Origin of the sequence: Sinisalibacter aestuarii (assembly GCF_027923545.1) — a bacterium.
Taxonomy (GTDB): Bacteria; Pseudomonadota; Alphaproteobacteria; order Rhodobacterales; family Rhodobacteraceae; genus Sinisalibacter; species Sinisalibacter aestuarii.
Genome location: NZ_BROH01000011.1, coordinates 46,225 through 69,966, shown reverse-complemented (window position 1 = coordinate 69,966; position 23,742 = coordinate 46,225). Strand labels below are relative to the sequence as shown.

25 protein-coding genes are annotated in these 23,742 nt (G+C 62.2%); 12 read left to right on the top strand and 13 right to left on the bottom strand.

Going from position 1 to position 23,742, the window contains the following annotated elements:
- Window positions 1–159: 159 nt before the first annotated feature.
- Together QMG28_RS16195 and QMG28_RS16190 are read left to right on the top strand one after the other, a co-directional pair.
- The gene (locus QMG28_RS16195) at window positions 160–2,370 is read left to right on the top strand and encodes an efflux RND transporter permease subunit (RefSeq protein WP_281843361.1); all 2,211 of its coding nucleotides are present in this window, start codon (window positions 160–162) and stop codon (window positions 2,368–2,370) included.
- Entirely contained in the window at window positions 2,367–2,873 is a 507-nt protein-coding gene (locus tag QMG28_RS16190; protein WP_281843360.1) for a hypothetical protein, read from the top strand. The genes QMG28_RS16195 and QMG28_RS16190 overlap by 4 nt, the downstream gene beginning before the upstream one ends.
- A gap of 92 nt (window positions 2,874–2,965) precedes the next feature.
- Here QMG28_RS16190 and QMG28_RS16185 read toward each other — a convergent pair whose 3' ends face one another.
- The 6 genes from QMG28_RS16185 to QMG28_RS16160 all read right to left on the bottom strand — a co-directional run bounded on the left by QMG28_RS16185 (window position 2,966) and on the right by QMG28_RS16160 (window position 8,851).
- Entirely contained in the window at window positions 2,966–3,388 is a 423-nt protein-coding gene (locus QMG28_RS16185) for a hypothetical protein (RefSeq protein ID WP_281843359.1), read from the bottom strand.
- Window positions 3,385–3,696, bottom strand: a complete 312-nt coding sequence (locus QMG28_RS16180) for a hypothetical protein (protein ID WP_281843358.1) — start codon at window positions 3,694–3,696, stop codon at window positions 3,385–3,387. Before QMG28_RS16180 ends, QMG28_RS16185 begins: the two co-directional genes overlap by 4 nt.
- A 10-nt stretch (window positions 3,697–3,706) precedes the next feature.
- Entirely contained in the window at window positions 3,707–6,049 is a 2,343-nt protein-coding gene (locus QMG28_RS16175) for a nitric oxide reductase activation protein NorD (RefSeq protein ID WP_281843357.1), read from the bottom strand.
- A gap of 77 nt (window positions 6,050–6,126) precedes the next feature.
- Window positions 6,127–6,936 (bottom strand): CbbQ/NirQ/NorQ/GpvN family protein, encoded by an 810-nt coding sequence (locus QMG28_RS16170; RefSeq protein WP_281843356.1) that lies wholly within the window; start codon window positions 6,934–6,936, stop codon window positions 6,127–6,129.
- A gap of 56 nt (window positions 6,937–6,992) precedes the next feature.
- Window positions 6,993–7,349 carry a ribulose bisphosphate carboxylase small subunit gene (locus tag QMG28_RS16165; protein WP_281843355.1) on the bottom strand — a complete coding sequence of 119 codons (357 nt, stop codon included), beginning with the start codon at window positions 7,347–7,349 and terminating at the stop codon, window positions 6,993–6,995.
- A gap of 83 nt (window positions 7,350–7,432) precedes the next feature.
- Window positions 7,433–8,851 carry a form I ribulose bisphosphate carboxylase large subunit gene (locus QMG28_RS16160; RefSeq protein ID WP_281843354.1) on the bottom strand — a complete coding sequence of 473 codons (1,419 nt, stop codon included), beginning with the start codon at window positions 8,849–8,851 and terminating at the stop codon, window positions 7,433–7,435.
- Window positions 8,852–8,973: 122 nt separating this feature from the next.
- Between QMG28_RS16160 and QMG28_RS16155 the strand changes: the two genes are divergently transcribed.
- From QMG28_RS16155 to QMG28_RS16125, 7 genes are all read left to right on the top strand, one after another.
- Window positions 8,974–9,984, top strand: a complete 1,011-nt coding sequence (locus QMG28_RS16155; RefSeq protein ID WP_281843353.1) for a LysR family transcriptional regulator — start codon at window positions 8,974–8,976, stop codon at window positions 9,982–9,984.
- A gap of 219 nt (window positions 9,985–10,203) precedes the next feature.
- Entirely contained in the window at window positions 10,204–11,196 is a 993-nt protein-coding gene (locus tag QMG28_RS16150; RefSeq protein ID WP_281843352.1) for a sterol desaturase family protein, read from the top strand.
- Window positions 11,193–12,290, top strand: coding sequence for an acyltransferase family protein (locus QMG28_RS16145; protein ID WP_281843351.1), 1,098 nt, complete (start codon window positions 11,193–11,195; stop codon window positions 12,288–12,290). The genes QMG28_RS16150 and QMG28_RS16145 overlap by 4 nt, the downstream gene beginning before the upstream one ends.
- 154 nt (window positions 12,291–12,444) lie before the next feature.
- Window positions 12,445–12,891: a hypothetical protein gene (locus tag QMG28_RS16140; RefSeq protein WP_281843350.1), complete on the top strand. Its 447-nt coding sequence runs from the start codon at window positions 12,445–12,447 to the stop codon at window positions 12,889–12,891.
- Window positions 12,888–14,183 carry a relaxase/mobilization nuclease domain-containing protein gene (locus QMG28_RS16135; protein ID WP_281843349.1) on the top strand — a complete coding sequence of 432 codons (1,296 nt, stop codon included), beginning with the start codon at window positions 12,888–12,890 and terminating at the stop codon, window positions 14,181–14,183. Before QMG28_RS16140 ends, QMG28_RS16135 begins: the two co-directional genes overlap by 4 nt.
- Before the next feature lie 19 nt (window positions 14,184–14,202).
- Entirely contained in the window at window positions 14,203–14,412 is a 210-nt protein-coding gene (locus QMG28_RS16130; protein WP_281843348.1) for a hypothetical protein, read from the top strand.
- A gap of 17 nt (window positions 14,413–14,429) precedes the next feature.
- On the top strand, window positions 14,430–14,696 hold the full coding sequence (locus QMG28_RS16125; protein ID WP_281843347.1) for a hypothetical protein: 267 nt from the start codon (window positions 14,430–14,432) through the stop codon (window positions 14,694–14,696).
- 63 nt (window positions 14,697–14,759) lie between these two features.
- Here the strand turns inward: QMG28_RS16125 and QMG28_RS16120 are convergent, their stop codons facing one another.
- From QMG28_RS16120 to QMG28_RS16110, 3 genes are all read right to left on the bottom strand, one after another.
- Complete coding sequence (locus QMG28_RS16120; RefSeq protein ID WP_281843346.1) at window positions 14,760–17,765, bottom strand: LamG domain-containing protein; 3,006 nt, start codon at window positions 17,763–17,765, stop codon at window positions 14,760–14,762.
- Between the two features lie 361 nt (window positions 17,766–18,126).
- Window positions 18,127–18,549 carry a hypothetical protein gene (locus tag QMG28_RS16115; RefSeq protein WP_281843345.1) on the bottom strand — a complete coding sequence of 141 codons (423 nt, stop codon included), beginning with the start codon at window positions 18,547–18,549 and terminating at the stop codon, window positions 18,127–18,129.
- 1 nt (window position 18,550) lies between these two features.
- Window positions 18,551–18,793 carry a hypothetical protein gene (locus tag QMG28_RS16110; RefSeq protein WP_281843344.1) on the bottom strand — a complete coding sequence of 81 codons (243 nt, stop codon included), beginning with the start codon at window positions 18,791–18,793 and terminating at the stop codon, window positions 18,551–18,553.
- A gap of 439 nt (window positions 18,794–19,232) precedes the next feature.
- On the opposite strand from QMG28_RS16110, the gene QMG28_RS16105 reads away from it, so the two are divergent.
- Window positions 19,233–19,439 carry a hypothetical protein gene (locus QMG28_RS16105; RefSeq protein ID WP_281843343.1) on the top strand — a complete coding sequence of 69 codons (207 nt, stop codon included), beginning with the start codon at window positions 19,233–19,235 and terminating at the stop codon, window positions 19,437–19,439.
- Here the strand turns inward: QMG28_RS16105 and QMG28_RS16100 are convergent.
- From QMG28_RS16100 to QMG28_RS16085, 4 genes are all read right to left on the bottom strand, one after another.
- Window positions 19,436–20,050: a mobile mystery protein B gene (locus QMG28_RS16100; RefSeq protein ID WP_281843342.1), complete on the bottom strand. Its 615-nt coding sequence runs from the start codon at window positions 20,048–20,050 to the stop codon at window positions 19,436–19,438. The genes QMG28_RS16105 and QMG28_RS16100 overlap by 4 nt on opposite strands.
- Window positions 20,047–20,511 carry a mobile mystery protein A gene (locus QMG28_RS16095; protein WP_281843341.1) on the bottom strand — a complete coding sequence of 155 codons (465 nt, stop codon included), beginning with the start codon at window positions 20,509–20,511 and terminating at the stop codon, window positions 20,047–20,049. Before QMG28_RS16095 ends, QMG28_RS16100 begins: the two co-directional genes overlap by 4 nt.
- A gap of 193 nt (window positions 20,512–20,704) precedes the next feature.
- Window positions 20,705–20,965, bottom strand: coding sequence for a hypothetical protein (locus tag QMG28_RS16090; protein ID WP_281843340.1), 261 nt, complete (start codon window positions 20,963–20,965; stop codon window positions 20,705–20,707).
- A gap of 31 nt (window positions 20,966–20,996) precedes the next feature.
- On the bottom strand, window positions 20,997–21,899 hold the full coding sequence (locus tag QMG28_RS16085) for an ArdC family protein (RefSeq protein WP_281843339.1): 903 nt from the start codon (window positions 21,897–21,899) through the stop codon (window positions 20,997–20,999).
- Between the two features lie 374 nt (window positions 21,900–22,273).
- Between QMG28_RS16085 and QMG28_RS16080 the strand changes: the two genes are divergently transcribed.
- Together QMG28_RS16080 and QMG28_RS16075 are read left to right on the top strand one after the other, a co-directional pair.
- Entirely contained in the window at window positions 22,274–23,239 is a 966-nt protein-coding gene (locus tag QMG28_RS16080) for an SMODS domain-containing nucleotidyltransferase (RefSeq protein WP_281843338.1), read from the top strand.
- Window positions 23,194–23,733: a hypothetical protein gene (locus tag QMG28_RS16075; protein ID WP_281843337.1), complete on the top strand. Its 540-nt coding sequence runs from the start codon at window positions 23,194–23,196 to the stop codon at window positions 23,731–23,733. The genes QMG28_RS16080 and QMG28_RS16075 overlap by 46 nt, the downstream gene beginning before the upstream one ends.
- Window positions 23,734–23,742 lie beyond the last annotated feature (9 nt).

Below are 23,742 nucleotides of genomic sequence, written 5' to 3'. Positions count from 1 at the left end.
GATAGCGATAACATGTTTATAAACAGAGACTTACACATAGGTGCGAGGTCGCCCATTCCCCGGCGCAATCCGTGTCCGCCGCGTCGTTGGGGCTGACAGCCCGGCCTTCCTCGATTAAAGCCTCTCGGGACAGGACAAGCAGCGCGAGGGAGACGGGCAGTGAGGCAGGCACGCAATCTGGCGGCGGTGTTCGCCGTGCTCCGTTCGCGTCTTCTGCTCCTGTGGCTGCTCACCGGGCTCATCGCCGTCGTCGCGGTGACCGGCATGTTCCGGTTGCGCTTCGACGACGAGTTGGTGCGCTTCTTCAACAGCGATATCCCGGCCTATCAGGATTACGTGGCGCTGGGCCGCGCTTTCGAGGGGGACGGCAATGATGTGATCGCCTTCGTCGAAGCGTCCGACTTCGCCGATCCGGTGGTCGCGGCGGCGATGTCGGACTTTCTGCTCGACGCACAATTCATCCCCGGCGTGCGGGCGGCGCTCTCGCCTTTCATCCTGCGCTTCGATGGCGCGCCGCTCTTTCCCTATCCGCCGCTGCCGCAGGATGAGATGGCGGCGCGGCTGGAGGCGGCTCAGGCGCAGGTGCCGATGCTGGGGCGGCTCCTCTCGGCGGACCGGCAGGCGATGGTGGTGATCATGCCGATCACCGAGCGGGCCGAGGGCGGGCAGACCGACCGGCACAGCGTGCTGACCGAACTCGCCCGGCTCGGGGCGCGGGCCGAGGCGGCCTCTGGCGCGCGCCTTCAGCTTTCGGGCTACCCGGTGCTGCGTGATGAGGTCGCCAGCGCCCTCATCCGCGATATCGTGCTGCTCAACACGCTTGGCGTGGTGGTGGGCTTTGCCGTGGCGGTGTTTGCGCTCAGGAGTTTCCGCCTCGGGCTGCTCACCCTGCCGGGGCCGGCGCTTTCGGTGGCGCTCGGGATCGGGCTGCACGGGCATCTCGGCGTGACGATCAACACGATCACCATCACCCTTCCGGTGCTGATCCTGGTGCTCGCCACCTCGGATGCGATCCATATCAGCTTCGAGCGCGGGCGGCAGGCGGGGCGGGAATCGGCGCTGGCCACCCTGCGCGCGATCCGGCGGGTGGCGGTGGCCTGTGTCTTCGCCGCCGTGACCACCGCCGTGGCCTTTGGCGCGCTCGCCACCTCGCGCTCGGAGATCATCGCCGAGATGGGGGCGATGGGGGTGCTGCTCACGCTCTCCTCGGTGGTGACGGTGCTGCTCACCCAGATGGTGGTGCTGACGACGGCTGGCCGTGCGGACTGGTTCAACACGCTGTTCAAACGGCTGCATGACCGCCCGCCCGCGGCCTTCGGGCTGGGCCGGCTTACGGCGCTGGCGTTGCGCCGGCCCCGGCTGGTGAGCTGGGTTGCGCTCGTGGTGCTGGCTTTCTCCACCTGGGCCTACAGCCAGGCCGGCCCGCGCTATTCCCTGCTCGACACCTTGCGCGGCGACAGTCCGGTGCGGCAGGTGTTTTCGCAGGTCGAAGACAAGCTGGCGCCGGTCTCGCTCATGCATGTGGTGGTGAACGGCACCGACAGCGCACTGGTGCGCCAGGTTGCCGAGGTGGTCGCGCGGGAGACGGGCAGCACCAACGTTCAGTCGCTCGCCAGTATCGAGGGCGGCGCGGCGGCGCTGGCCGATACCGTGCCCGAGGCGCTCGCCCAGCGGCTCGTATCGGCAGATGGCACGCAGGCGCTCGTTTCGGTGCCGTTCCGCTACGAAAACGGCGAGACGACGCTGGCGCTGGCCGACCGGCTGGAAGCCGCGCTCGCCGCCGAGCCGGGGCTGGAGCCCGGCATGATCGCCGCGGTGACGGGGCTGCCGGTGATGTCGGCGCGGGTGGCGGGGGTGATCCTCGACGAGATCAACCGGTCTCTGCTGATCGCGCTCGGGGGGGTGGCGCTCCTGATCCTGGCCTGGCTGCGCAACCTGCGGGTGGCGCTTATCTCGCTCATTCCCAACATGCTGCCGGTCACGCTGATCGGCGGCTGGCTGATGCTCTCGGGCTCGGGCATCGAGTTTTCCAACGGCATGGCGCTCACCGTCGCCTTCGGCATCGCGGTGGACGACACGCTGCATGTGCTCAACCGGCTGCGGCTGGCGGGCGGGGTGAGGCGGATCACACGCGAGGGGCTGGAGGAAGCCTTTGGCGAGGTGACGCCGGCGCTCGTCACCACATCGCTCGTGCTCTTCTTCGGGATGAGCGGTTCGTTTCTCGCCAAGAATCTCGGGGTGGCCGAGTTTGGCGGGATCGCGATGAGCGTGTTCGTGCTCGCGCTGCTCGCCGATCTGCTGGTGCTGCCCGCCGCCCTTGCGGCCTTTGGCCCCCGCTCCTACCTTCGCACCCGGAGGACGCCCGAATGATCCGTATCGCACTTGCTGCCCTGCTGGCCGTGTTCGCCGCGCCGGCCTCCGCCACCGAGCTGTTCGAGGCGGCGGGCAACTGGCAGGGCGAAGGGATGATCGCCACCGGCCCGCGCGCGCCGCTGGAACGCGGACGCTGCCGGGTCGAGATCGCGCCGGCGGCGGGCGGCGGCGATGTGAGCATCACTGGCAGTTGCGCGGTGGCGGCGGGGCTGAGCGATATCTCGCTGCGGCTGGTGCGCGGCGCGGGCGGCAAGGTGAATGCCGGGTTCTGGTCGGCGGCGACGGCGCAGACCGTGCAATTCGCCGGGACGGAAACGGATGGGGCCATCGTGATGGAAGCCACCGGCGCGCTGGTGCTGGACGAGGTGCCATACCAGTCGCGGGTCGAGGTGGAGACGGGCGGGGCGGAAGGCTTTACCCTGCGCCAGATGCTGCGTGCCGAGGGGGAGGACGCATGGCGGCTGGTGGTCGACATGGCCTACCGGCAGGCGGGCGGCTGAACCCAAGGCGCGCCTGCGGCGCACAGGTTTGGTGGGATGGGGGCTCTGCCCCCAAACCCCCGCGGTATTTGTGGAACAGAGAAGACGGGCGCTCAGCCGTGTTTTGGGAAGGCGAGCACCTTGCCCGCATCCGGGACCGGGCAAATCTCGGCAAGGTGGCGGTTCAGCTCGCGTTCCATCGCCGCGCGCATCGCGCCGATCAGGCGGGCGCCGCGCGAGTGGTAAAGCGCGAGCTGGCAGGGCACCGGCTCGTGCAGGCCACGGTCGGGCAAAGCGCGGATTTCGGTCCAGGCGGCCATCGGCAGATGCCCCAGCGCGCGGTCGGCCACCACCAGCGCATCGGGCAGGAGCGCGAGCTTCATCGTGCCGAGGCCGGGCAGATCGAGCCAGACCGGGCCGGAGAGGTCGGCGCGTGCCAGGGCGCGGCGCATACAGCTATAGCAGTCCGGCGCGATCTCGCAGGCCTCGACGGCAAGCGGACGCGCCAGCAGGTGGCGGGTATAGGCGCCTTTCACGAATCGTCGGCGAGCTCCTGCTCGCCGCTCCATCCGGCCGCCCTGGCGCGCGCCACCGCCTCGGCCTGCGCGGCGAGATATTTCTCGCGCAGATCGTCCGGCAGGTTGGCGACCCGGAAGCCGTATTTGGCCCATTCTGCATCGACCTGTTCCCAGATCGCCTCGATCCGGTGGACCTGCCAGCCCTCGCAGGTCTCGGCCTCGGGGATGAAGCCGAACACCCGTGCCTCGCGGATGATCTTGCCGATATCGGTCATGCCGCCGTTCAGGTCTTTGTCGTAGCCGATATAGGTTTTGGACGGGGTCATGGCGGTCTCCTCAGACGGTCAGGCTGGCGAACAGTGCAGGCAGCTGTTCCGGCAGCCGGTCGACATGGTCGACGATGGTGTAATTGTTGGCGCCGAAGATGCGCTTTACGTAAGTGTCGGCATTCGGGTCGAGGGTGAGGCAATAGGTGAGCACGCCTCTGGCGGCCAGTTCCTCCACCGCCTTGCGGGTGTCGTGGCGCAGGTGCTGGGGATCGCGCTCGTCGATATCGGCAGGCGCGCCGTCGGTGACGAGGATGATCAGCTTGCGCCGCTCGGCCTGCTTCAGCAGCCCCGCCCCGGCATGGCGCAGCGCAGCCCCCATCCGGGTGGAGAGCCCGCCCTTCATCCCCGCCAGCCGCGCCCTGGCCTCTTCGTTGAAATGCTGGTCCCAGTCCTTGAACCGGAAGTAATGCACGTCATGCCGCCCGTCGGAGGCGAAGCCGTGCAGCGCGAAGGGGTCGCCGATCCCCTCGATGGCGGTGGAAACGAGCGTGGCCGCCTCGCGGGTGAGGTCGAGCACCGTTTTTTCGCTGCCCTCCATCACGTCATTGGTGCTTTCGGACAGGTCGAGCAGCACCGTCACCGCGAGGTCGCGCGACTTGATGACGTTGCGCATGGTGATGCGCGGGTTGGGCTGCTGGCCCGAGCGGATCGCGATCATCGCATCGACGGCGGCGTTGATGTCGATCTCGTCGCCATCTTCCATGTTGCGCACGCGCTGCACGCCGGAGGGGCTGAGCATGTCGATGATCTGGCGGATGCGGTGGGCGATCGGCTTATGCGCGATGAGGATATCGTCGACCGTTTGCGGGTTTCCCCGGTTTGCCCGGCGCTCGTAGATCGTGGCCCAGTCGGGCCGGTAGAGCTGCACCTGATAATCCCATTCGGGGTAATGGAACGGCGCCGAGATCGGCTCCTTGCCCCACATGTCGTTATGCGAAACGGTGGCCTCGCCGGCATCCTCATAGGGCATGAACCTGTCCTTGCCGATCCAGACCTCCTGTGCGTCGTCGCCGGCAAGCTCCACATCCACCTCGTTGGCCAGCTCGATGGCTGAGACGTATTTGCGCACCTGTCGCTGGCTGGCGGGGATGTATTCCGCGCCATGCGCGTCCCAGTCGAATTCCTCGAATTCCCAGACGAAGCGGTTATCGTCGCGGTGGGGGATGCGGATCGCATTGAGGATACGCAGGCTCGGCACGTCGCGGCTGGCGGCGAAGACGTGGTAAAGCTCCATGCCGAGGTGCCACGACAACATGTTGTCGCGCGATTTGTGCGGCACCTCGGCATGAAACTTCGCCCCCAGCGCATCGAGATCGTCACGCCCGGTCAGGGCGGCGGGATCGTTCAGAAGATGGGCAAAGGCTTCCAGCGCCGTCACCGTGGGGTGCTCGGGCGGCGTGTCGTAGCGCAAGGCGAGCAGGCTGCCCCAGAGCTTCTTCAGCCCCGGAAAGTCCTGCGCGGCGCAATATTCGACGCGGGCATCTTCCAGCAGACCGATGAAGAACATCTGCGCCGGGCTGAGCTGTTCGGCGGAGATCGCCTGGCTGGAATACTGGATATGCGCGGCCAGATGCGCCGTCATCGCGCGGTAAAGGTCGTGGCCGGAAATGTCGCCCAGATCGTCCACCGCGTCGGGCAGGTGCATCACGTGATGTTCGATATAGGGGCGGAACCCCTCGTAATCGGCGGCGGCGGGGCGCAGGAAGAAGTCGCGTCCCCAAAGCGCGCGCAGGTAGAAGTTGAGCTTGCGCTGGGTGTCGATGAAGAGTGTGCCGCGCCGCTCTTGCTGCAGCATTTTGCGGGCATCGGCGCTTTCGAGGGCGAAATAGGCGGTGAGGCCCTTGAGATCGCGCTTGTAGGTGTCGGCGCCGAAATTGGCCCAGCGCTTCAGACCCGAGAGGGTAAGCTTGGACAACAGCTCGTCGGTCACGCCAAGCATCGGACGCAGCCCGCGCGACGCCTTGGCCGAAAGCTGGTGGATGAGCTGGAGATAACCGCGCAGAAGCTCCGGGTCGCCGAGCCGGCGCGCGGCGGTGGGGAGGCTGGAGAACAGGAGCGCGATCACCTCGCCGGAGGTCATCGAACTCAGTTTCATCGCCGCGGCCACGCAATCGCGGGTCACGTCCTCGCCGCATTCCCGGGCGACGGCGGGCATGTTTTCAAGGAACGCCTCGACCAGATCGTAGCCCCGCCCGAGCGCGCACAACCCCTTCGCGCCTTCCATGTAGTCGGAGAGCCCGGCGGGCGACATCACCCTGGCGGCGTCGTGGAAGATCGCCTCGACATTGTCGAAGGTGCCTTCCGGGGCCTTGGCGAAGCAGGCGCGGTAGTCTTCGAGGTCGATGGTCATCGGACATTCCTCGGGGTTTCGGGAAAGCCGCTTCGAAGCGGCTCGGGAAGGCGTTTCGAAACGCCTCTCGCGCTGCGTCAGACGAAGAAGGTTTCCACCGCCGCCTGCAGCGTCTCGCGCATGTCGGGGTCGTCTGTCAGCGGGGTGACCAGCGTCATCTTGCAGGCGGCGTTGGGGTTCACACCCTCCGCGATCATCTGCCCGGCATAGACCAGCAGCCGGGTCGAGATCCCCTCGTCGAGCCCGTGGCCCTTGAGGTTGCGCGAGCGGTGGGCGATCTGCACCAGCTTGCCCGCCGTCTTGGCATCGACGCCGGTCTCCGCGGCCACGATCTCGGCTTCCAGTTCGGCGCCGGGATAGTCGAAATCGAGCGCGGCGAAGCGCTGCTTGGTCGACTGCTTGAGGTCTTTCATCAGCGACTGGTAGCCGGGGTTGTAGGAGATCACGAGCTGGAAATCCGGGTGTGCCTCGATCAGCTCGCCCTTCTTGTCGAGCGGAAGCTGGCGGCGGTGATCGGTCAGCGGGTGGATCACCACCGTGGTGTCCTGCCGGGCCTCGACGATCTCGTCGAGATAGCAGATCGCGCCGATCCGGGCCGCGGTGGTCAGCGGGCCATCCTGCCACTTGGTGCCGTCCTTATCGAGCAGGAAGCGGCCCACCAGGTCAGACGCGGTCATGTCTTCGTTGGAGGCGACGGTGATCAGCGGCCGGCCCAGTTTCCAGGCCATGTATTCGACGAAGCGCGATTTGCCCGCGCCGGTCGGCCCTTTCAGCATCACCGGCATGCGCCGGGCATAGGCCGCTTCATAGAGCGCGACCTCGCCGCCGACTTCCTTGTAGAAGGGCTCGCGCTTGACGGTGAACTGATCTGCGTCGTGCTTGGTCATGATTGCCTCCCTCAAGGTGCCCCGGTCCGGCGCGGTGCCGGGCCGGGGCGCTGTGCTCAGACCGGGTTGCCGCGATAGACGACCATCTCGGTGCCCTTGCACTGGGCGTAATTGTCGTAGCCGACGAGGCGCACATGGTTGTTCGGATGCGCCTTGTGGCAGGCGTCGCATTCGCCGAGGATACGGTCGACATCGGTTTCGCCGAACATCGGCAGCTTCCACATATACCAGTAGCTGCCGGAGGCATTTTCCGGCTCGGTATGTTCGACGGCCGGGTTCCAGCCTTTCGAGACGATGTATTCAACCTGCTTGCGCATCTGTTCGTCGGTCATCTCCGGCAGGTAGGAGAAGGTTTCGAACTTGCGGCTCGTGACGTCGGCGAGCGATGATTTGTAGTCCTGCATGTCAGCCATGATGTGGCTCCTTTCGGATGTCTCTGGTCAGCCCCGGCGCTGTTCGCGCGTCGCCCCGGGGCCGGTGTTGCTGCGGGATCGGATCAGCGGTGCTGCACGTCGAGCTTGTCGACGGTGTCGAACTCGAACTTGATCTCTTTCCAGGTCTCCATTGCGGTGGCGAGCTCCGGCGAGGATTTGGCGGCATTGGTGAGAATGTCCTTGCCTTCCTTCTCCAGCTCGCGGCCCTCGTTGCGGGCCTGCACGCAGGCTTCGAGCGCCACCCGGTTGGCCGCGGCGCCGGCGGCGTTGCCCCAGGGATGGCCGAGCGTGCCGCCGCCGAACTGGAGCACCGAATCGTCGCCGAAGATCGAAACCAGCGCCGGCATGTGCCAGACATGGATCCCGCCCGAGGCCACCGGGAAGACGCCCGGCATCGAGCCCCAGTCCTGGTCGAACATGATGCCGCGCGAGCGGTCTTCCTTGATGAAGCTGTCGCGCATGATGTCGATCCAGCCCAGCGTGGCCGCGCGGTCGCCTTCGAGCTTGCCCACAACCGTGCCCGAATGCAGATGGTCGCCGCCCGAGAGGCGCAGCATCTTGGTCAGCACGCGGAAGTGGATGCCGTGGTTGGGGTTGCGGTCGATCACCGCGTGCATGGCGCGGTGGATATGCAGGAGCATCCCGTTATCGCGGCACCAGTTGGCGAGGCCCGTATTGGCGGTGAAGCCGGCGGTCAGGTAATCGTGCATGATGATCGGCGCGCCCAGCTCCTTGGCGTATTCGGCGCGCTTGTACATCTCCTCCGGCGTCGGCGCGGTGACGTTGAGGTACGATCCCTTCTTCTCGCCGGTTTCCGCCTCGGCCTTCTGGATGGCTTCCATCACGTAGTCATAGCGGTCGCGCCAGCGCATGAAGGGCTGCGAGTTCACGTTCTCGTCGTCCTTGGCGAAGTCGAGGCCGCCGCGCAGCACTTCGTAGACGGCACGGCCGTAATTCTTGGCCGAGAGGCCCAGCTTCGGCTTGATCGTGCAGCCGAGCATCGGGCGGCCATACTTGTTCATCTTGTCGCGTTCGACCTGGATGCCGTTGGGCGGGCCGCCGCAGGTTTTGACATAGGCAATCGGCACGCGCACGTCTTCGAGGCGCAGCGCCCGCACGGCCTTGAAGCCGAACACGTTGCCCACCAGCGAGGTGAGCACGTTGACCACCGAGCCTTCCTCGAACAGGTCGATCGGGTAGGCGATGAACGCGTAGAACGCCTCGTCATTGCCCGGCACGTCTTCAATCGCGTAGGCGCGGCCCTTGTAATAGTCGAGATCGGTGAGCAGGTCGGTCCAGACCGTGGTCCAGGTGCCGGTCGAGCTTTCGGCGGCCACGGCGGCGGCGGCTTCTTCGCGCGGCACGCCTTCCTGCGGGATGACCTTGAAGCAGGCCAGGAAATCGGTGTCGAGCGGCGTGTAATCGGGCATCCAGTATGTTTCCCGATACTCCTTCACACCTGCGTTGTAAGTCTTCGCCATGGCGGTCGTCTTCCTCCCTATGCATCGCGTTGGCCCGCGATCCGGGCCGATGAGGGCAAGGTATTTGACGCGCGAAATATAGAACAATAGATTGTTTTGATGAAACACATAGAGAAATATTGATGGCAAAGATCATCCCGCCCACCGTCCAGCAGATGCGGCTGTTCGAGGCCGTGGCACGGCTCGGCTCGATCACCCGCGCGGCTGAGGAGGTGCACCTGACGCAGCCTTCGGTGTCGATGCAGGTCAAGACCCTGGAAGAGAAGATCGGCCAGCCGCTCACCGAACAGATCGGCAAGGCGCTCCAGCTTACCCGCGCCGGCGAAGTGGTGGCGGCGGCCTCGCGCGATGTGCTGGCGCGGATCGCCGAGATGGAGGCGGCGCTGGACGATATGAGCCGCGCGGTGGCGGGGCCGCTATCGGTGGCGGTGGTCTCGACGGCAAAATATTTTCTGCCGGAGCTTCTCGGCCAGTTCAAGCGCCGCTTCCCGCGCGTCGAGCCGCGTTTGCAGATCACCAACCGCGAAACCCTGCTGGCGCGGATGGCGAACAATGCCGACGATCTCTACATCATGGGCCGCCCGCCGGAAGAGGAGGCGGTGATCGCCGAACCGTTCCTTGAAAACGTCATCGTCTTCGTTGCCCGCCCCGATCACCCGCTGGTGGGCCGCCGCCACATCCCGCTGGGGCGGATGGCGGAGGAAAACGTGATCCGCCGCGAGGCCGGATCGGGCACCCGGGCGGCGGTGGAATCGCTCTGCGCGGCGGCGGGGGTGACGCTGGGCGCGCATATGGAGTTCGACGACAGCGAGGCGATCAAGCACGGCGTGCTTTCGGGCCTCGGCGTGGCCTACCTTTCGCTCCATTCGCTGCGGCTGGAGCTGGCGGCGGGCGAGCTGGCGCTGCTGGATGTCGAGGGGTTCCCGCTGCGGCGGCGCTGGTATGCGGTGCATCGCCGGGGCAAGCGGCTCACCAATGCGGGCCAGGCCTTTCTCGACTACCTGCTGGAAGAGAGCGAGCGCGAGGTGGCGCTGCCCGGCAATGCCCTGCCCGAGATCGCGCCGCCCAAGGCGGCCCATATGGTTTCGCGCAAGACCCGCCAGCCACGGCGCTATCACAGCAACCGGCGGTGAGCGCCGCCTGGCCGCCTTGCAGGCGCATCTTGCCTCCTCGTCGCTGAGTGGATGCGCAAGAGCAAACCTCGCGGCCGGGACGTAGCTCGGCGAAATTCAGATCGGCTGTTGTGGCGGAGCGCCTGCCCAAGAATAAGACCTGTCAGGCCATAGTCTTGCCAGACTTGGCGCCGATGATTGTCGTCGAAACAGAAACGCCAGGTGACAGAGGCATTTCCCATGGGCGCGTTTTTCTCCGGTGTCTACGACCTGCTGATGGGGCCGGACAGCCGGCTTTGGCCGGTCTATCTGCTGGTCACGATCGTGATCGCCTTCGCGATCTACAGGGTGCGGCGTGTGGAGCAATCCTTCATCTCCTGGCTGCTGCCGAAATCGGTCTACTTTCACGCCTCGCATATCGTCGATCTGAAGGTCTTCGTCGTGAACCGGATGTTCGCAGCGGCGGGGATCGTGGGCTATCTCTTCTCCAGCGTGGCGCTGGCGCAGATGGTGATGAACGGGCTGGGCGGGCCGTCGCATCTGCCGCCGTTCCACCCGGTGGTGATTGCGCTCCTGTTGCTCGTGACGGCCGATTTCGGCACCTACTGGGTGCACCGGGTGCATCACGAGAGCCGCATCCTGTGGCCGTTTCACGCGCTGCACCATTCGGCGGAGGTGATGACCCCGATCACCGTGTTCCGCCGCCACCCGGTCTATGACCTGATCGCGACCTTCACCAAGGGCGTTCTGATCGGCATTCTGCAAGGGGTGCTGATGGCGCTGTTCGGCCAGGCGCCGGGCTTTGCCGCGCTGTTCGGCATCAATGCCGGCTATGCGCTGTTCAACATCGCGGGGGCAAACCTGCGCCACACCCATGTGTGGCTGAGCTTCGGGCGGTGGGCGGAGCATATCGTGATCTCGCCCGCCCAGCACCAGGTGCACCACTCGCTCGATCCCCGGCATCACAACAAGAATTACGGCGAGATCCTCGCGCTGTGGGACTGGATCTTTGGCACGCTCTATGTGCCGCAGGGGCAGGAGCAGCTCGAATTCGGCCTTGCCGACAGCAAGGGCAATCGTCTGCGCCAGCGCCATGACAGCCTGACCAACGCGATGCTGGTGCCGCTGAAAGACAGCGGCCGGCAGATCGCGCGCCTTGCCGGGCGGATTTCCGGCTCGCCGCCCGCGCCCGCGGAGCGTCCGGCGCAAGAGACGCAGCCGGCCGAGAAATGACGCGCGGCTTCTCCCTCTATCTCGATGCGCTGCGCTTCGGCGCGGCCTTCATCGTGGTGCTGTCGCATTTCGGCTACAGCCGCTTCACCGGGGGCCGCTGGCTTTGGGTGCGCGAGCTGAACCTCGGCAGCGACGCGGTGATCGTGTTCTTCGTCATCTCGGGCTTCGTGATCAGCCATGTGGCGATCACCAAGCGGGCCACGCTGGGCGATTTCACCTTCGACCGCCTGACCCGGCTCGTCTCGGTGGCGCTGCCGGCGCTGGTTCTGGGCTTCATGCTCGACCGGTTCGGTGCGCCGCGCTCGCCCGAGATCTACGCCAGCGCCTTTTTTCATCCGATGCCGTTGTGGGAGATGCTGCTGCGCGGGCTTACCTTTTCGAACGAGTGGAGCGGCCTCGCCGCGCGGCTCGGCTCGAACGGCCCGTTCTGGTCGCTTTCCTACGAGGCGGCCTATTACGCTCTGTTCGCCGTCGCCTTTTACCTGCGCGGGCCGCGGCGGATCGTGCTGCTGCTGGCGGGCGTGCTGCTGTTCGGGGTCAACATCCTGATCCTGATGCCGGCCTGGCTGATGGGCGTGGCGCTGCATCTGGCAATCACCCGGCAGCGCCTGCCGCGCGGTGTGGCGGCGGCGGCCCTGGCCGCGCTGCCGGTGCTCGGCTATGCGCTGGCGCTGGCCACCGGCTTGCCGGCGACGCTCTACGATATGACAGCAGGGATCGACCGCGCGTTGACGCTGCGCTTTTCCAACGAGTTCCTGTGGAATTTCCTGCTGGGGCTCATGGTCACGGCCCATCTCGCAGGTATCGCCGGGCTGGCGTCGGACCGTGCGGCAGCCCGGATCGCCCCGGCGATCCGCTGGCTCGCGGGCCGCAGCTTCTCGGTCTATCTGGTGCATTATCCGGTGCTGCAGTTTCTCGCGGCGATGCCGCTGAAAACCGGCCATGCCGGTCTGGACGACGCGATCCTGCTGACCCTGACGCTGACCCTGACGCTCGCCTTCGGGCAGGTGTTCGAGAGCCGCCTTGCCCAATGGCGCGCCCTGCTGCGCACCGGGCTGCAGATGCGCCATGCCCGGCGGGTGCAGGCCGAGTAGCGCACAGGCCGAAACGGGCGTGCGGCACATTATGCCTGAAACTGGAGGGATCTGGTGGACCTGACGGGAGAGGAATCGAACCACCTCTTCCAGGTTCTCGAAGACTGGGAACGCCATCTCGCACAACTTGACCTAGACGGTCTGGGGGTGCGTGATGAAAATCCCCACCCATAATTTCAATAGGTTAGCGCCACCTAGGGCAGCGAAGAAACCCAAAGAGAACAAGCAGACGCCGTTCTCGTTGCGCCTCACGTTCGAAGAACGGGCGCAGCTCGAACAGGATGCGGCGGATATGTCGCTCGGCGCGTATATTCGTGAACGGCTGTTCGGCGAAGATGCTGCACCGCGCAAGACGCGCAACAAGGCTCCCGTGAAGGACTATGAGGCTTTGGGGCGCGTTCTGGGGGCGCTTGGCTCGTCGCGCTTGTCTTCCAACCTCAACCAGCTCGCCAAAGCCGTGAACACGGGTTCGCTGCCTGTCACGCCCGAAACCGAAGCTGAGCTTCGCGAAGCCTGCGCGGCGGTGCTGGTGATGCGCGAAGAGCTTCTTATGGCGCTCGGTCGCGGTATCTATCGTGACGAGCCTGGGAGCGAGCCGTGATCCTCAAGGCCAAAGAACGCGGCGGCGGCGCGCAACTTGCCCGCTATCTGCTCTCGATGCGCGAGAACGATCATGTCGAGTTGCACGAGGTTCGCGGCTTTGTCAGTGATGATCTGTTGGATGCGTTTCGAGAAATGGATGCTATCGCGGCTGGCACGCGCTGCAAGAACTACATGTTCTCGGCCAGCCTGAACCCGCCTGGCGGTTCTGATCCCACCGTCGAGGACTTCGAGAAGGCTGCCGATGCGGTCGAGCGCAAGCTCGGCCTCGAAAACCAGCCCCGCGCTATCGTCTTTCATGAAAAGGACGGGCGGCGGCATGCCCATGTCGTCTGGTCGCGGATCGATGCGGAGCGGATGCGGGCGATCAATATCTCGCACTACAAGCTGCGCCTGCGGGATGTGTCGCGTGACCTGTTCCGCGAACATGGCTGGGAGATGCCGAAGGGTCTGCTCGATTGGCGCGAGCGTGATCCTCTCGGCTACACGCTGCAAGAATGGCAACAGGCTCGCCGCGTTGGCCTCAATCCGAAACAGATCAAGACGCTTTTCAAGGAATGCTGGGAGCACTCGGATTCTGCCCCTGCCTTCGCGCAAGCCCTCAAGGAACGTGGGTTCACGCTGGCGCGCGGTGATCGGCGCGGCTTCGTCGCTATCGATTATCGCGGCGAGGTCTATGCCGTGGCGCGTCAGGCGGGCGTGAAGACGAAGGATGTCGCGGAACGCCTCGGCGATCCCGAATCCCTGCCTTCGGTCGATGAGGCGCAGAAAGTAATTGCTGCGCGGATGTCTGAGCGGCTCAAGGGTTTCGTCCGACAGTCCGAACTCGAAGCAGCACGGGGCCAGAAGGCGCTGGAATTCGAGCGCAGCGAAATGGCGGGGCGGCATCGCCAGGAACGGCAGATGCTCCACGATGCTCTGGAAAAGCGCTGGATCGCGGAAACCAATGCGCGGGCGGCTCGGCTGCCGCGCGGTTTCTCGGGCGTTTGGAAACGGATCACAGGCGGTTACGCCAAGATCAGGGCGCAGAACGAACGTGAAGCGTGGAATGCGCTGCTGCGGGATCGAGCCGAGCGCGACGGGCTGGTTGCCAGTCAACTCGACGAACGCCGCGATCTGCAACGGGAAATCCGTCAACAGCGCGAGCGGCAGCAAACCGATCTGCTTCTGCTGCGCGAGGACATCGCCCGATACCAGGAAATGAACCTGCCCGAACGCGAGCGCGCGTCCCGCGAAAGAGAGCGCGACCGATCTCGGCGCGGACGCGGGCGGGATTCCGGTTTCGAGCCATAAGTCAGAAGGAGAAATGACCATGAACGACAAAGACAAACAGACGCCGCGCCAAGAGCCGCATAGCAACGCGCCAGAAGGATATCGGCGCAACGGAAAAGTCGATTTGGATCAGTACGGATATTTCCGCATCGGCCTGGATAACGAGAAGATGACGGTGGTCAAACCTGCCGACCAGACTCGGCCCGTACGTAGGCGCAATCGAGAGCGTGATGACGGTTACGAAAGATGAGAGATAGAGAAAAGACCATGGAACAATTCGAAACCATCGCCTACGTGCCGCGCCGCATCTTCGATCTCTACGAAGCTGCCTATGCGGGCACGTCGGAAACCCGTGAATGGGGAGAGGAAGCTCAGCGGATATCCCGCGAGGCAAGCGATGCCGATCACTTCTACGCCGAGCGCTTCATGCTTCTGTATGAAAACCAGGACCTGCACGGCCCTGTGAAGGTCGTCGTGGTTGATGATCCGACGCTGGACTGCCTGTATCAGGTGCTACCGCACAAGATGCATTAGGAATCCATACGCAGTGGCCACAATCCAATGGCAAGCGGAGGCCAGAAGGCTGGAGTAGTGCGGCTACTCCGTTGTCGCCCTCCAGCCTGTTCCGCCACTGTATGGGTCACAATATTGGAGCAAGTTGAAATCAGCATTGTAGATGATCGCGCCGCTCGGCCTGACGGGGTTCGCGCAACGCGGCGCAGGCCCTTTGCGGACGCAGCGGACGTTTCGATTGAGCTCTTTAGCGTCGCTGCCACTCAGCGGAGAGCTAGGATACACGCCATAGTCTTGCGCGTCGTTCACTCCAGCCTCCCGTGAAACCCAGTGCATCTGAATCCCTGCACCACCTGTGGTCGGTAAATTCATAACGCCATAGTTCGAGAGGAGATTTGCAAACTCGTTGGGCGCAGGCAGATACCAATCGTCAGCGCCATGGCTTGCTAGGTCAAAGCAGTATTGAGCTGCTATGTGAGTTTGGAAGCCCGCGCTACCGCTGTCAGAATCAATGAGAATGAGGGCGTTTGTATTCGCTTCCCCTGTGTCATCGTTCGTAATACTCGTCGTGACCTTGTTGGTCGCGTTGCCGTTGTTCCAAGGCATGACGCCCTCGGACTCGGACGTTGTAAACATCGGCAAATTTCCATCCGGCGATAATCCTGAGTAGATCGTGCCGTCATCACAGACATCTCCGATATTTGGGCAGCTTTGCGGCAGCGAAGTGAGCGGAATACTGGTGGGGCTGCCGGCAGCATCCGACAAAGCCCCATTGACGGTAAAACCACCGCCTGTGCCTTTGTTCGTGGCCCATGTTGTCGCACGACCCGACATATAAATATCGGGCGCCGTTCCTGTGGGGTATTGGCCGATAGACCCAAGATCGACGGGATCACCACTCGCGGTAATGAATTTGCGGCGGTTATCGGCATTGGAGAGATCGATATATGTTCCGAAATCAAGCCAGAGGTCAGCCAGATCACCGTCAAGCAGTTGTGAAGGAGCAGAATCCGCCCCGATCCATTGCCCCGCAACCGAGAAATACAGATTAACATCATTCGCCGTCGGCGCGGCATCGGACGCGTCCAAACCATCGATATAGAAATAAGCCGCACCGGGCGCATTCACATTTGCGCTGAACATCACATGGTGCCACGCAGTATCCGTAATCGTGGCGGTCGATGTCGCGTCAAGCTGCGTTGTGCCGACACTGTCCTCGCCCTTGATCCGCACTTCGTTGGCTGTGGTCAGTTCGATGATGAAAGCGTTGCCAGATGACCTGAACACCTTTTGCTGCGCTCCCAAGCCACTGGCGTTCCGACGTATCCAGAAGCTGCCCGTCACCATTTTGGAATCCGTTACGCCTGTCAGCGCACCTGCATAATCCAGATAAGTCGTGCCCGCGCTATTGAAATACACGGCACCAGGAACGTACGGGCCGCCCGCCGCGGCAATCCAAGCATCGCCGTTGAAATACTCGGGCACACGCTGGTCGGTGTTGTAGCGTAGGTTGCCATCTCGCGCGTCGTAAAGTTGCCAAACCTCGTCGGGAGTCAGGGCGCGATTGTAAATACGGACATCGTCGATATTCCCATTGAAAGCCCCGCCACTACCGTTTCCGATGATTAAATCATTAGAACCGTCATTCAAAGTTCCTGTTTGCGGTGTTGAATTTTCTAGGACACCGTTTACGTATATGTTCACATTGGTTCCGTCATAAGTTCCTGTAAGAAGAAACCATTCGTTTTCATTTCCAACAGGGGTCGTCCCGAATGCCCATGTAGAACCTGAAGAAGTACCTACTTCAAAAACGGCAGCCGTGGAACCGTTGCTGCTCGCCTCAATCCATAGCTGATAATCATTAGAACCATTCCATTTTTCAACCAACCGTTGGCGGTAATCTACGGTGCTTCTTACCCATGCACTGACAGTTATTTCGCTGCTTGGGTTTAATACGGAACTATCGGACACTGTTGCGCGATCATTGACGTCAAAGCTTGTAAATGAATTACCGATGACCCCCTCGGCCGTACTCAGTGAAAAGTCTGTATCAGTCACGGTACCGTCATTTCCGTTTCCGCTGCTATCAAACGCCGTGGTCCCGCTGGTTTCATCGAGCCGCCAATAACCGACCAGACCGTAGGGGACACTCTCGGTTCTATGACTGCCTATTCCAAATATCTCTTGGATTTCGCCAGCACTTAAAATGCGGCTGTAAACGCGCACATCATCCAGAGCACCCATCCACTGGCCGCTTGAAGAGTCGTGTCGGTGGCCGATTATGGTGGGTATGGCGACAGCAGGGGGCGTGAAAGAACCTGCGGGAGCTTGTGCCGTGGCCACGGTTCCCGTGTATAGGGCGCCGTCGACGTAGAACTTTGGCTTAGTGCCGACTACGTCGTTGTAGCTATAAGTGACCGCAACATGGTGCCATGAGCCGAGGGGCAGCAGCACTGCAGTTGTAGTGTACCAAGCCCCGACAGCTCCCGACCAATTTTGGGCCTCCAAGTAAAGCTTAGCCTCGTTCCAGTTGTTCTTTAGTTGAAGATGAAATTCCCCGAGCCCTTGGTTTCCCAGAGCGATGATACCTCCAGTTCCAGTCGCATTGTCGAGGCGCACCCAAGCCGTGAAAGTGGCTTCAATGACGGAACTGTAGAGATTGTCGTTGGCCGTCTGCGCCGCTGCTTGGGTGTGTCCACTGAAATCTATCCCATTTTGAACGGGCGCGGAGACAGTGTTCGTTCCAGGCACCACATTCGAATAGGTGGCATTGTGGCCGTAGGGGCTGCTATCTGTGGCAATCGTCCCGGTGGTTTCGTCAAGTCGCCAGTATCCTATGAGCCCATCCGCGGTTCCTTGGATAGCATTCGATGGCATGGCACCCAACGCGCGCCATTCGGTGTCATTGCAGTACTGCAAAACCTGAAACGCCTTGTTGAATTTTACGGCGCCGGCAGCGCCGTCAGGGTTTGTGCACACTGCTTGCGCGGGCGAAGCGCCCAGGAATTGGACGAGAACCAGAAGTGCTACAGCGAGGACTAATCTACTTCGCATCGGCCCCCGTTTCTGCCCGATCTTGCTGTCGATCATGAGGTGGCGGCGCGCCGTTCACCCACTCGACCGGGGGCGTGTCGATGTAACTGAGGTAACCATCCGGGCAGCTTCCATCGGTCTCAGCAGATTTCTCAATCTCTTCACCCGTCTCAGGATTGTAGCACAAGACAACACGCGGCTGGCTTTTGCCCTTCGAACTTGACGATTGCCCGTCTGCCCAGGCTACGAGCGGAAAGACCCAGCACACAAAAAGCAACACGAACCCGTTGATCCTCATAATGAAACTCCTTCCAAAATCTTAACGGAAAGAACCTAAAAAGTGATTAAAATCATGGACTTTTCCACAGATTCGGAAGGCGGAGGGCGCGCTCGTGCGCACCCGTGAGATGTTTGGTCGTCAGAACCCGAACAGATCGCCCTGAACGCTCAGCGCATCGTCGATTGCTTTGAGGTTGGCAAAGCCGTTGGTCAGGTGCGAGGACTTGAGACTCATCGCCAAATAGATGTTGCAGGTGAGCGGTCTGTCGTCCTGTTCGCCCGCTCGCCGAAAACGGCGTAGCTCCTTGGCGCATTGGCGGTAACGCTTCAGGTCGCGATGCAGGTCTTCGAGAACCCGTTCACGCAGGGCGCGAAGCGCATCGGATCGTTGCGGCTCGGATTTCTCGGCGGCGGCATCGATGTCACCTGCGAGATAGCCTCGGTATGTCTCGGCTTCGACCTCGGCCTTGATTTGCTTGGGCGTCGCGATTGGCCCGCCCAAGCGATAGTACCAAGGATGTCCTTCGTTATAGCCATTGAAAGGGGGAAGTGTCTTGGTCATGTTACTCCCCTTTCTTTTCGGCTTGTGATTGGCCCTCGGGTTCGTCGAGGGGCTGGCGCAGGACGATGCGCCCATTGATCGGGACGACTTCAAGCTGGAGCGTGTAGCCTTTCCCGTCCTTGTGCCGCCATGCGGCGCCGACCTTGTTCCAGAAAGACTTTTCGCCCTTGTCGGTGACGTGCCAGGCGAGGAACTCGGGCGCGTTGGGCTGCTGGTTGTCGGGCTTCGTGTTTGTGCGTGCCATGATGGGTCTCCTTTGGTTTGTGGTTTGGCTCGTTACGCCATTCCGCAAGACCGCAGGAAGAAGGTCTGGCGTCATATCCCACACGGTTCGGCCCCGCCGAAGTGGTGCGGGCAGGATATTGACGGCTGACCGCGTGCGGTCAGGAATTCAGGCGTGTCAGAACGAGGCAGGTCCGCTTAACCAAGGGTTTGATCCGTCGCGCGTGCGGCACGGGGCTGGCGATCAGCTTCGAGCCTGCGATCCCCCATTTCCCCTCGCACCCGTCCATCGGCTCTTCCGAAAATCATGAATGGCAGAAAGGGCTGCGTATGCGGCCAAGGCGTAAAAGCCTGCTCCACTGCGCTGCGACCGTAGGTGGCCAATAACAGCCGCGTCCTGCGCCTTCCGATCCCCGAGAAGGCCCGAATTGGTCGGGTCAAGAAACGAAACGGAGGATCACATGATCGCACTCATCACTATGCTCGAGCTGCAAGGCTTAACGGCTCAACAACTTGGCGAACTGCACCAGTACTTCACCTGGCTTCTGACTGAATCGACCCTCGATAAAGCGGAGCGCTGCCATATCCTGGCCACCCTCGAAAACATCGAGCGCGCGATGGGCTATGCCGCCAGACCGACACCGCGAGGCTTCACGATGCAGCCCTAACCAGCATCGTCGGGCGCGGCCTCGGACGCGCCCACGAAAGCCAAGAGCGGCTCGAAGTTGTCGGCATCGGCCGCTCGAAGTGCCGCGATATATGCCTGCCGCCGCTCGTTGTCGGCTTGTAGGTCGAAGCCGCTCGCCCATTCGATGGGCGGCTGGCCATAGACTTCTTCGAGCATGATGTCCGTGGCGATCCGCGCATGGCGTCCGTTGCCGTTGGGAAAGGGATGTATCTGCACCATGCGGTGATGAAACCGCGCGGCGGCTTCAAGCGGCGGATAGACGTCGTGTTCCGCCCAATATCGGGCGTTGTCGAGCAGCATCCGTAGTTGCATGGAGATTTGGTGAGGGTCGATGCCGATGTTCTTCTCGGTAAGACGATACTCGCCCGCCCATGACCAAACATCGCCGAACAATCGTTTGTGGAGCGTCCTGACGAAAGCATCATCAAAGATGTCACCTCCTCGTCGCCGCGAAACCCACGCAAGCCCTTGCTCGATGTTGGCTTGTTCCAGTTCGTCCAGTTCTCCGCGCGTGGTGATGTGCCCGAATTTCAGGCCCTGCCGTTCATCGGGATCGAGCGGCGTTGCTCCTTCGGGCTCCACGAAAGTCATTTGACCTCCCAGAAGTCTGGGGGCATGTCGCGAACGAGTTCGGCGGCCAGTTCGTCGATCCGCCGTCTGGTCTGCGCGCTCGGTAGCGATTGTTTTTCAAGTGCCATGTGAGCGCTGGCGCGGCGGATCAGTGCCTCGGCTTTTCGCTGTGCCTGGGCATGGATGACATCCCCGACGCTGCCATCTGGGATGACCGCATAGACAAAGCGCCCGCCCATCGCTTCGGCAAGCTTCTGCATCTGATGGATGGTGATCGCGCCGTCACGCTCGTTGCGCTCGGCCTGATAGACGGCATTGCGGCTCACGCCCATGCGGGCTGCAACCTCGCTGCCCGACATGCCGAGTGCTTTGCGCAGCACGGAAAGCCATCCTTCGGATGGTTTTGACATGTTCTCAAGCTGTTGCGCGGCTCGGTCCGCGATCCGCACATACTGTTTTCTTGCTGTATCTTTGACGCTCATTGCCAATCACCTTATGGGCATGATGCCCTAGTCTGCATATTAAATGATATGCATATTTGATCATTTTGTCAATTATATGATATGCACAATGCACTTTCATGCCAATTGATAAATTGGCAAACAATCTTACGAAGCCCATCAATAGATGGGCAAGTAGCGGCTGGCTCGAAGGCCAGCCGCGAATTTTTTCAGTCTAGAACAAGGAAAGCTGCGCGCCGTGCCAGCGAACGCGCTTGGCCTCATGGTCGAGCCATTCGGTGACGAAACCCACCGCCCCACCATACTCTGCCACCATGCCCACGGGCACGTAGTGAGAGCGGAAGCCCGTATCCGTCACGGGGAGTGGCGTTTTGCCGTCCGTGCGGAGCACCATGTGATCTACCACCGAAAATTCCTCGGGAGTGTAGGTGATTTCGATGGTGACGCCCCGCCATACGATAGTGTGTTTTTCCATGGTCTTATCTCCTTCAGGGCGAGGCCGCCGCTTACGCGGCGACGCTCTCCTTCTGCTCGGGTTGTTGTTGAAAACTGTTCAGGAAGTCGGCTGCGCGCTGCGCATGGGCGGCGGCGCTGAAGATCGCCCGTTTGTCGTTCTTCAGAACCTTCAGCCAGCTCTGGATGTAGGCCGCGTGATCGGTGCCAGGCTCGGGCGTCAGGGCCAGATCGGCACAAAGGAACGCCGCGCCCAGCTCGGCAACCAGTTCCTCGCGGGCGTATCCTTCATCGCCCCATTTCTTGCGCCCGAATTCACGGTCAAGGCGCTTGGGGTGTTTCGTCCAGTGGGTCAGCTCGTGCGCCAAGGTCGCATAGTATGCTTCGGGGCTGCGGAAGCTCTCGAAATGCGGCATCTGCACATGATCCGTCCCGCCGCTGTAATGCGCCGAGTTCCCGCCATGGCGGATGTCTGCGCCTGTCGCGGCAAAGAATTCTTCGGCGTGGTCGATGCGCTGCGCGGGGTGGATGATCGGCTCGGGCTTGGCGTAGAAGTGTTCGGGCAGTCCTTCGATCTGCTCGACGTTGAACACGCTGTATCCCTTCATGAACGGGATTTTGCGCTCTTCCTCACTGCCGTCGTCCTGCTCTTCCGTTTTGGTGATGGTGTTGGCATAGACAACGAGGTTGCCGCGCTCGCCCTTGCGGACGTGTGCGCCGTATTCCTTGGCTTGGCGGTAGGTCATCCAAAACGGCGAAAGATAGCCGCCCTCGATGGCCGCGCCCCATAGCATCAGCACGTTGACTCCGCTGTAGGCCATGCCGTTATGGCGCAGCGGCTTGATGATCCGCCCTTCGGTGTTTCCTGCTGACCACGGCTTGAGCCATGTCAGGTCGCCTTGCTCCAGATCGGCAATAATCTTGTCGGTGACTTTCTGATAAACATCTTGTTTCATTGGTCTTTTCTCCTTCTCAAAACGGGTTGCGCATGCAACCCGACTAGGCCTGCGCCAATGAGCGGGGGGAGACCGTCAGGACCGCAGACGGCGGAGGGGGATCACCCGTCCTGCACAAACGAAGAGCGGAAGGACGGGGAGACCGCTGTCTGCGCCCGCAGCAGATGCGGAGGGCTTGGTCTTGACGGAGGACGGGGCCGCAGGCCCCAAACAGAGGAAAAACGTCAGCCCTTCAGGGCTGGCCGACGATGCGCAAGGGATCAACGCCGAATGGCCAAGCCCCGTAAGGGGCTTGGTTCACGCGAGCCCGCCCACGCAGGGGTGCGCCTTTATTTATCCCAATATTTTGTGGTTATCAGGGTCTTGGCAACGAGATGCTCGATCCCTACCTTCGAGAAATGAACGGTTTCGGTGCTGCCCCGTCTTTATTCAGCAACAGCCCAGAGGTTCGGCCCTGGGCTTATGTCACGCGAAGATTCCTGACACTGCAATCCAATCTTGTCCCGAAACCTGCCGCCATCGAGGACGGCAACAAGAAGGTCGCGGGGGTCGTCAGCACGCTCAATCGCGCCTTCAGAGGTGAGAACGTCGTGGCGAACTATGTCGTCGCGGGATCGTGGGGCAAAGGCACGGTGATCCATCCGCCGACCGACATCGATCTGTGTTTCATCTTGCCCGAAAGCATCTTCTATCAATTCGACGCCCGCGCCGGAAACAAGCAGTCGCAACTGCTCCAGCATGTGAAAGACGTTCTGGGAGCGACCTATTCGCAAACGGCGATGCGTGGGGACGGTCAGGTGGTCGTCATCGCCTTCAACAGCATCATCGTCGAGGTTGTGCCCGCGTTCATCGCAAGAGATCGCGGGATCATCATCTGCGATACGAACAATGGCGGTCGGTGGAAGCAGGTGGACCCGCTCGCCGAGATCGGCATCCTCGAACGCTCGGACAACGCGCTGCGCGGCAATCACCGGAAAATCGCGCGCATTTTCAAGCAGTGGATGCGGCATTGCGATGTGTCGATCAAAGCCTTCCACCTGGAACAACTCATCGGGGAAGCGCTGCCCACGATATCGTGGGGCAGCAATGACGAGTTCTGGTTCGACTGGATCGTTCGGGACGTGTTCCGTTACATGATCGGACGCGCTGGTGGCGGATTCTTCATGCCCGGCGGGTTCAATGAGTGGATCGATCTCGGTGATGCGTGGAAGTCAAAGGCGGAGACGGCCTATCAGCGGGCACTCCTAGCTTGCGACTATGAACGCGATAATATGAACATTTCGGCAGGCGGCGAATGGCAGAAGATATTCGGAACAGCGATCCCCGAGATGGTGATCTGAACGCGGCGCACGCGGCACTGATCTCGGAATGCCGCGAGCAGTCCAGAAACACCCTTTACACCTCAACGAGCTTTTTCATTTGGCTGCGTTTCCTGAAGAAAGTGCGGGCAGCCCTCTGGGTGGCAGCAGCGATCTCAGGCGCGGCAGCGGCCAGCACGGTGCTGTCAAAACACCAGAACATGGAGCTTGTTGTCGCTGGCCTGGCGTTGCTCGGGGTCATTCTGCCTGGTGCGATTAAGGCCCTGCAACTCGACGACGCGATTAATGCCTACGCAAAGCGGGCTGGGGAATTCAAGAACGTCGAAGGTGCGCTTCGTCGTGCCGCCAATGTCTGGTCCAACAAGCCATACGATGAATTCGAGAAAGAAGCGCGAGCCGCGCTGGCGCAGCTCGATGAAGCCCGCAAAGGATCGCTGACACCGCCGGAATGGTGCTTCAAGGGGGCGCAGCGAAAAATCAAGTCGGGCGACTACGAACCAGACCCGAGTGAGTGAAATTGTTCC

Bases quoted from the DNA above. Each gene is read 5' to 3' on its own strand.
- QMG28_RS16095 (WP_281843341.1), bottom strand. From the start codon at position 20,511: ATGAGCGTCAAAGATACAGCAAGAAAACAGTATGTGCGGATCGCGGAC.
- QMG28_RS16110 (WP_281843344.1), bottom strand. From the start codon at position 18,793: ATGGCACGCACAAACACGAAGCCCGACAACCAGCAGCCCAACGCGCCC.
- QMG28_RS16160 (WP_281843354.1), bottom strand. From the start codon at position 8,851: ATGGCGAAGACTTACAACGCAGGTGTGAAGGAGTATCGGGAAACATAC.
- QMG28_RS16115 (WP_281843345.1), bottom strand. From the start codon at position 18,549: ATGACCAAGACACTTCCCCCTTTCAATGGCTATAACGAAGGACATCCT.
- QMG28_RS16180 (WP_281843358.1), bottom strand. From the start codon at position 3,696: ATGACCCCGTCCAAAACCTATATCGGCTACGACAAAGACCTGAACGGC.
- QMG28_RS16170 (WP_281843356.1), bottom strand. From the start codon at position 6,936: ATGACCAAGCACGACGCAGATCAGTTCACCGTCAAGCGCGAGCCCTTC.
- QMG28_RS16120 (WP_281843346.1), bottom strand. From the start codon at position 17,765: ATGATCGACAGCAAGATCGGGCAGAAACGGGGGCCGATGCGAAGTAGA.
- QMG28_RS16155 (WP_281843353.1), top strand. From the start codon at position 8,974: ATGGCAAAGATCATCCCGCCCACCGTCCAGCAGATGCGGCTGTTCGAG.
- QMG28_RS16085 (WP_281843339.1), bottom strand. From the start codon at position 21,899: ATGAAACAAGATGTTTATCAGAAAGTCACCGACAAGATTATTGCCGAT.
- QMG28_RS16130 (WP_281843348.1), top strand. From the start codon at position 14,203: ATGAACGACAAAGACAAACAGACGCCGCGCCAAGAGCCGCATAGCAAC.
- QMG28_RS16150 (WP_281843352.1), top strand. From the start codon at position 10,204: ATGGGCGCGTTTTTCTCCGGTGTCTACGACCTGCTGATGGGGCCGGAC.
- QMG28_RS16100 (WP_281843342.1), bottom strand. From the start codon at position 20,050: ATGACTTTCGTGGAGCCCGAAGGAGCAACGCCGCTCGATCCCGATGAA.
- QMG28_RS16080 (WP_281843338.1), top strand. From the start codon at position 22,274: ATGCTCGATCCCTACCTTCGAGAAATGAACGGTTTCGGTGCTGCCCCG.
- QMG28_RS16140 (WP_281843350.1), top strand. From the start codon at position 12,445: ATGAAAATCCCCACCCATAATTTCAATAGGTTAGCGCCACCTAGGGCA.
- QMG28_RS16165 (WP_281843355.1), bottom strand. From the start codon at position 7,349: ATGGCTGACATGCAGGACTACAAATCATCGCTCGCCGACGTCACGAGC.
- QMG28_RS16075 (WP_281843337.1), top strand. From the start codon at position 23,194: ATGGCAGAAGATATTCGGAACAGCGATCCCCGAGATGGTGATCTGAAC.
- QMG28_RS16175 (WP_281843357.1), bottom strand. From the start codon at position 6,049: ATGACCATCGACCTCGAAGACTACCGCGCCTGCTTCGCCAAGGCCCCG.
- QMG28_RS16190 (WP_281843360.1), top strand. From the start codon at position 2,367: ATGATCCGTATCGCACTTGCTGCCCTGCTGGCCGTGTTCGCCGCGCCG.
- QMG28_RS16125 (WP_281843347.1), top strand. From the start codon at position 14,430: ATGGAACAATTCGAAACCATCGCCTACGTGCCGCGCCGCATCTTCGAT.
- QMG28_RS16090 (WP_281843340.1), bottom strand. From the start codon at position 20,965: ATGGAAAAACACACTATCGTATGGCGGGGCGTCACCATCGAAATCACC.
- QMG28_RS16145 (WP_281843351.1), top strand. From the start codon at position 11,193: ATGACGCGCGGCTTCTCCCTCTATCTCGATGCGCTGCGCTTCGGCGCG.
- QMG28_RS16105 (WP_281843343.1), top strand. From the start codon at position 19,233: ATGATCGCACTCATCACTATGCTCGAGCTGCAAGGCTTAACGGCTCAA.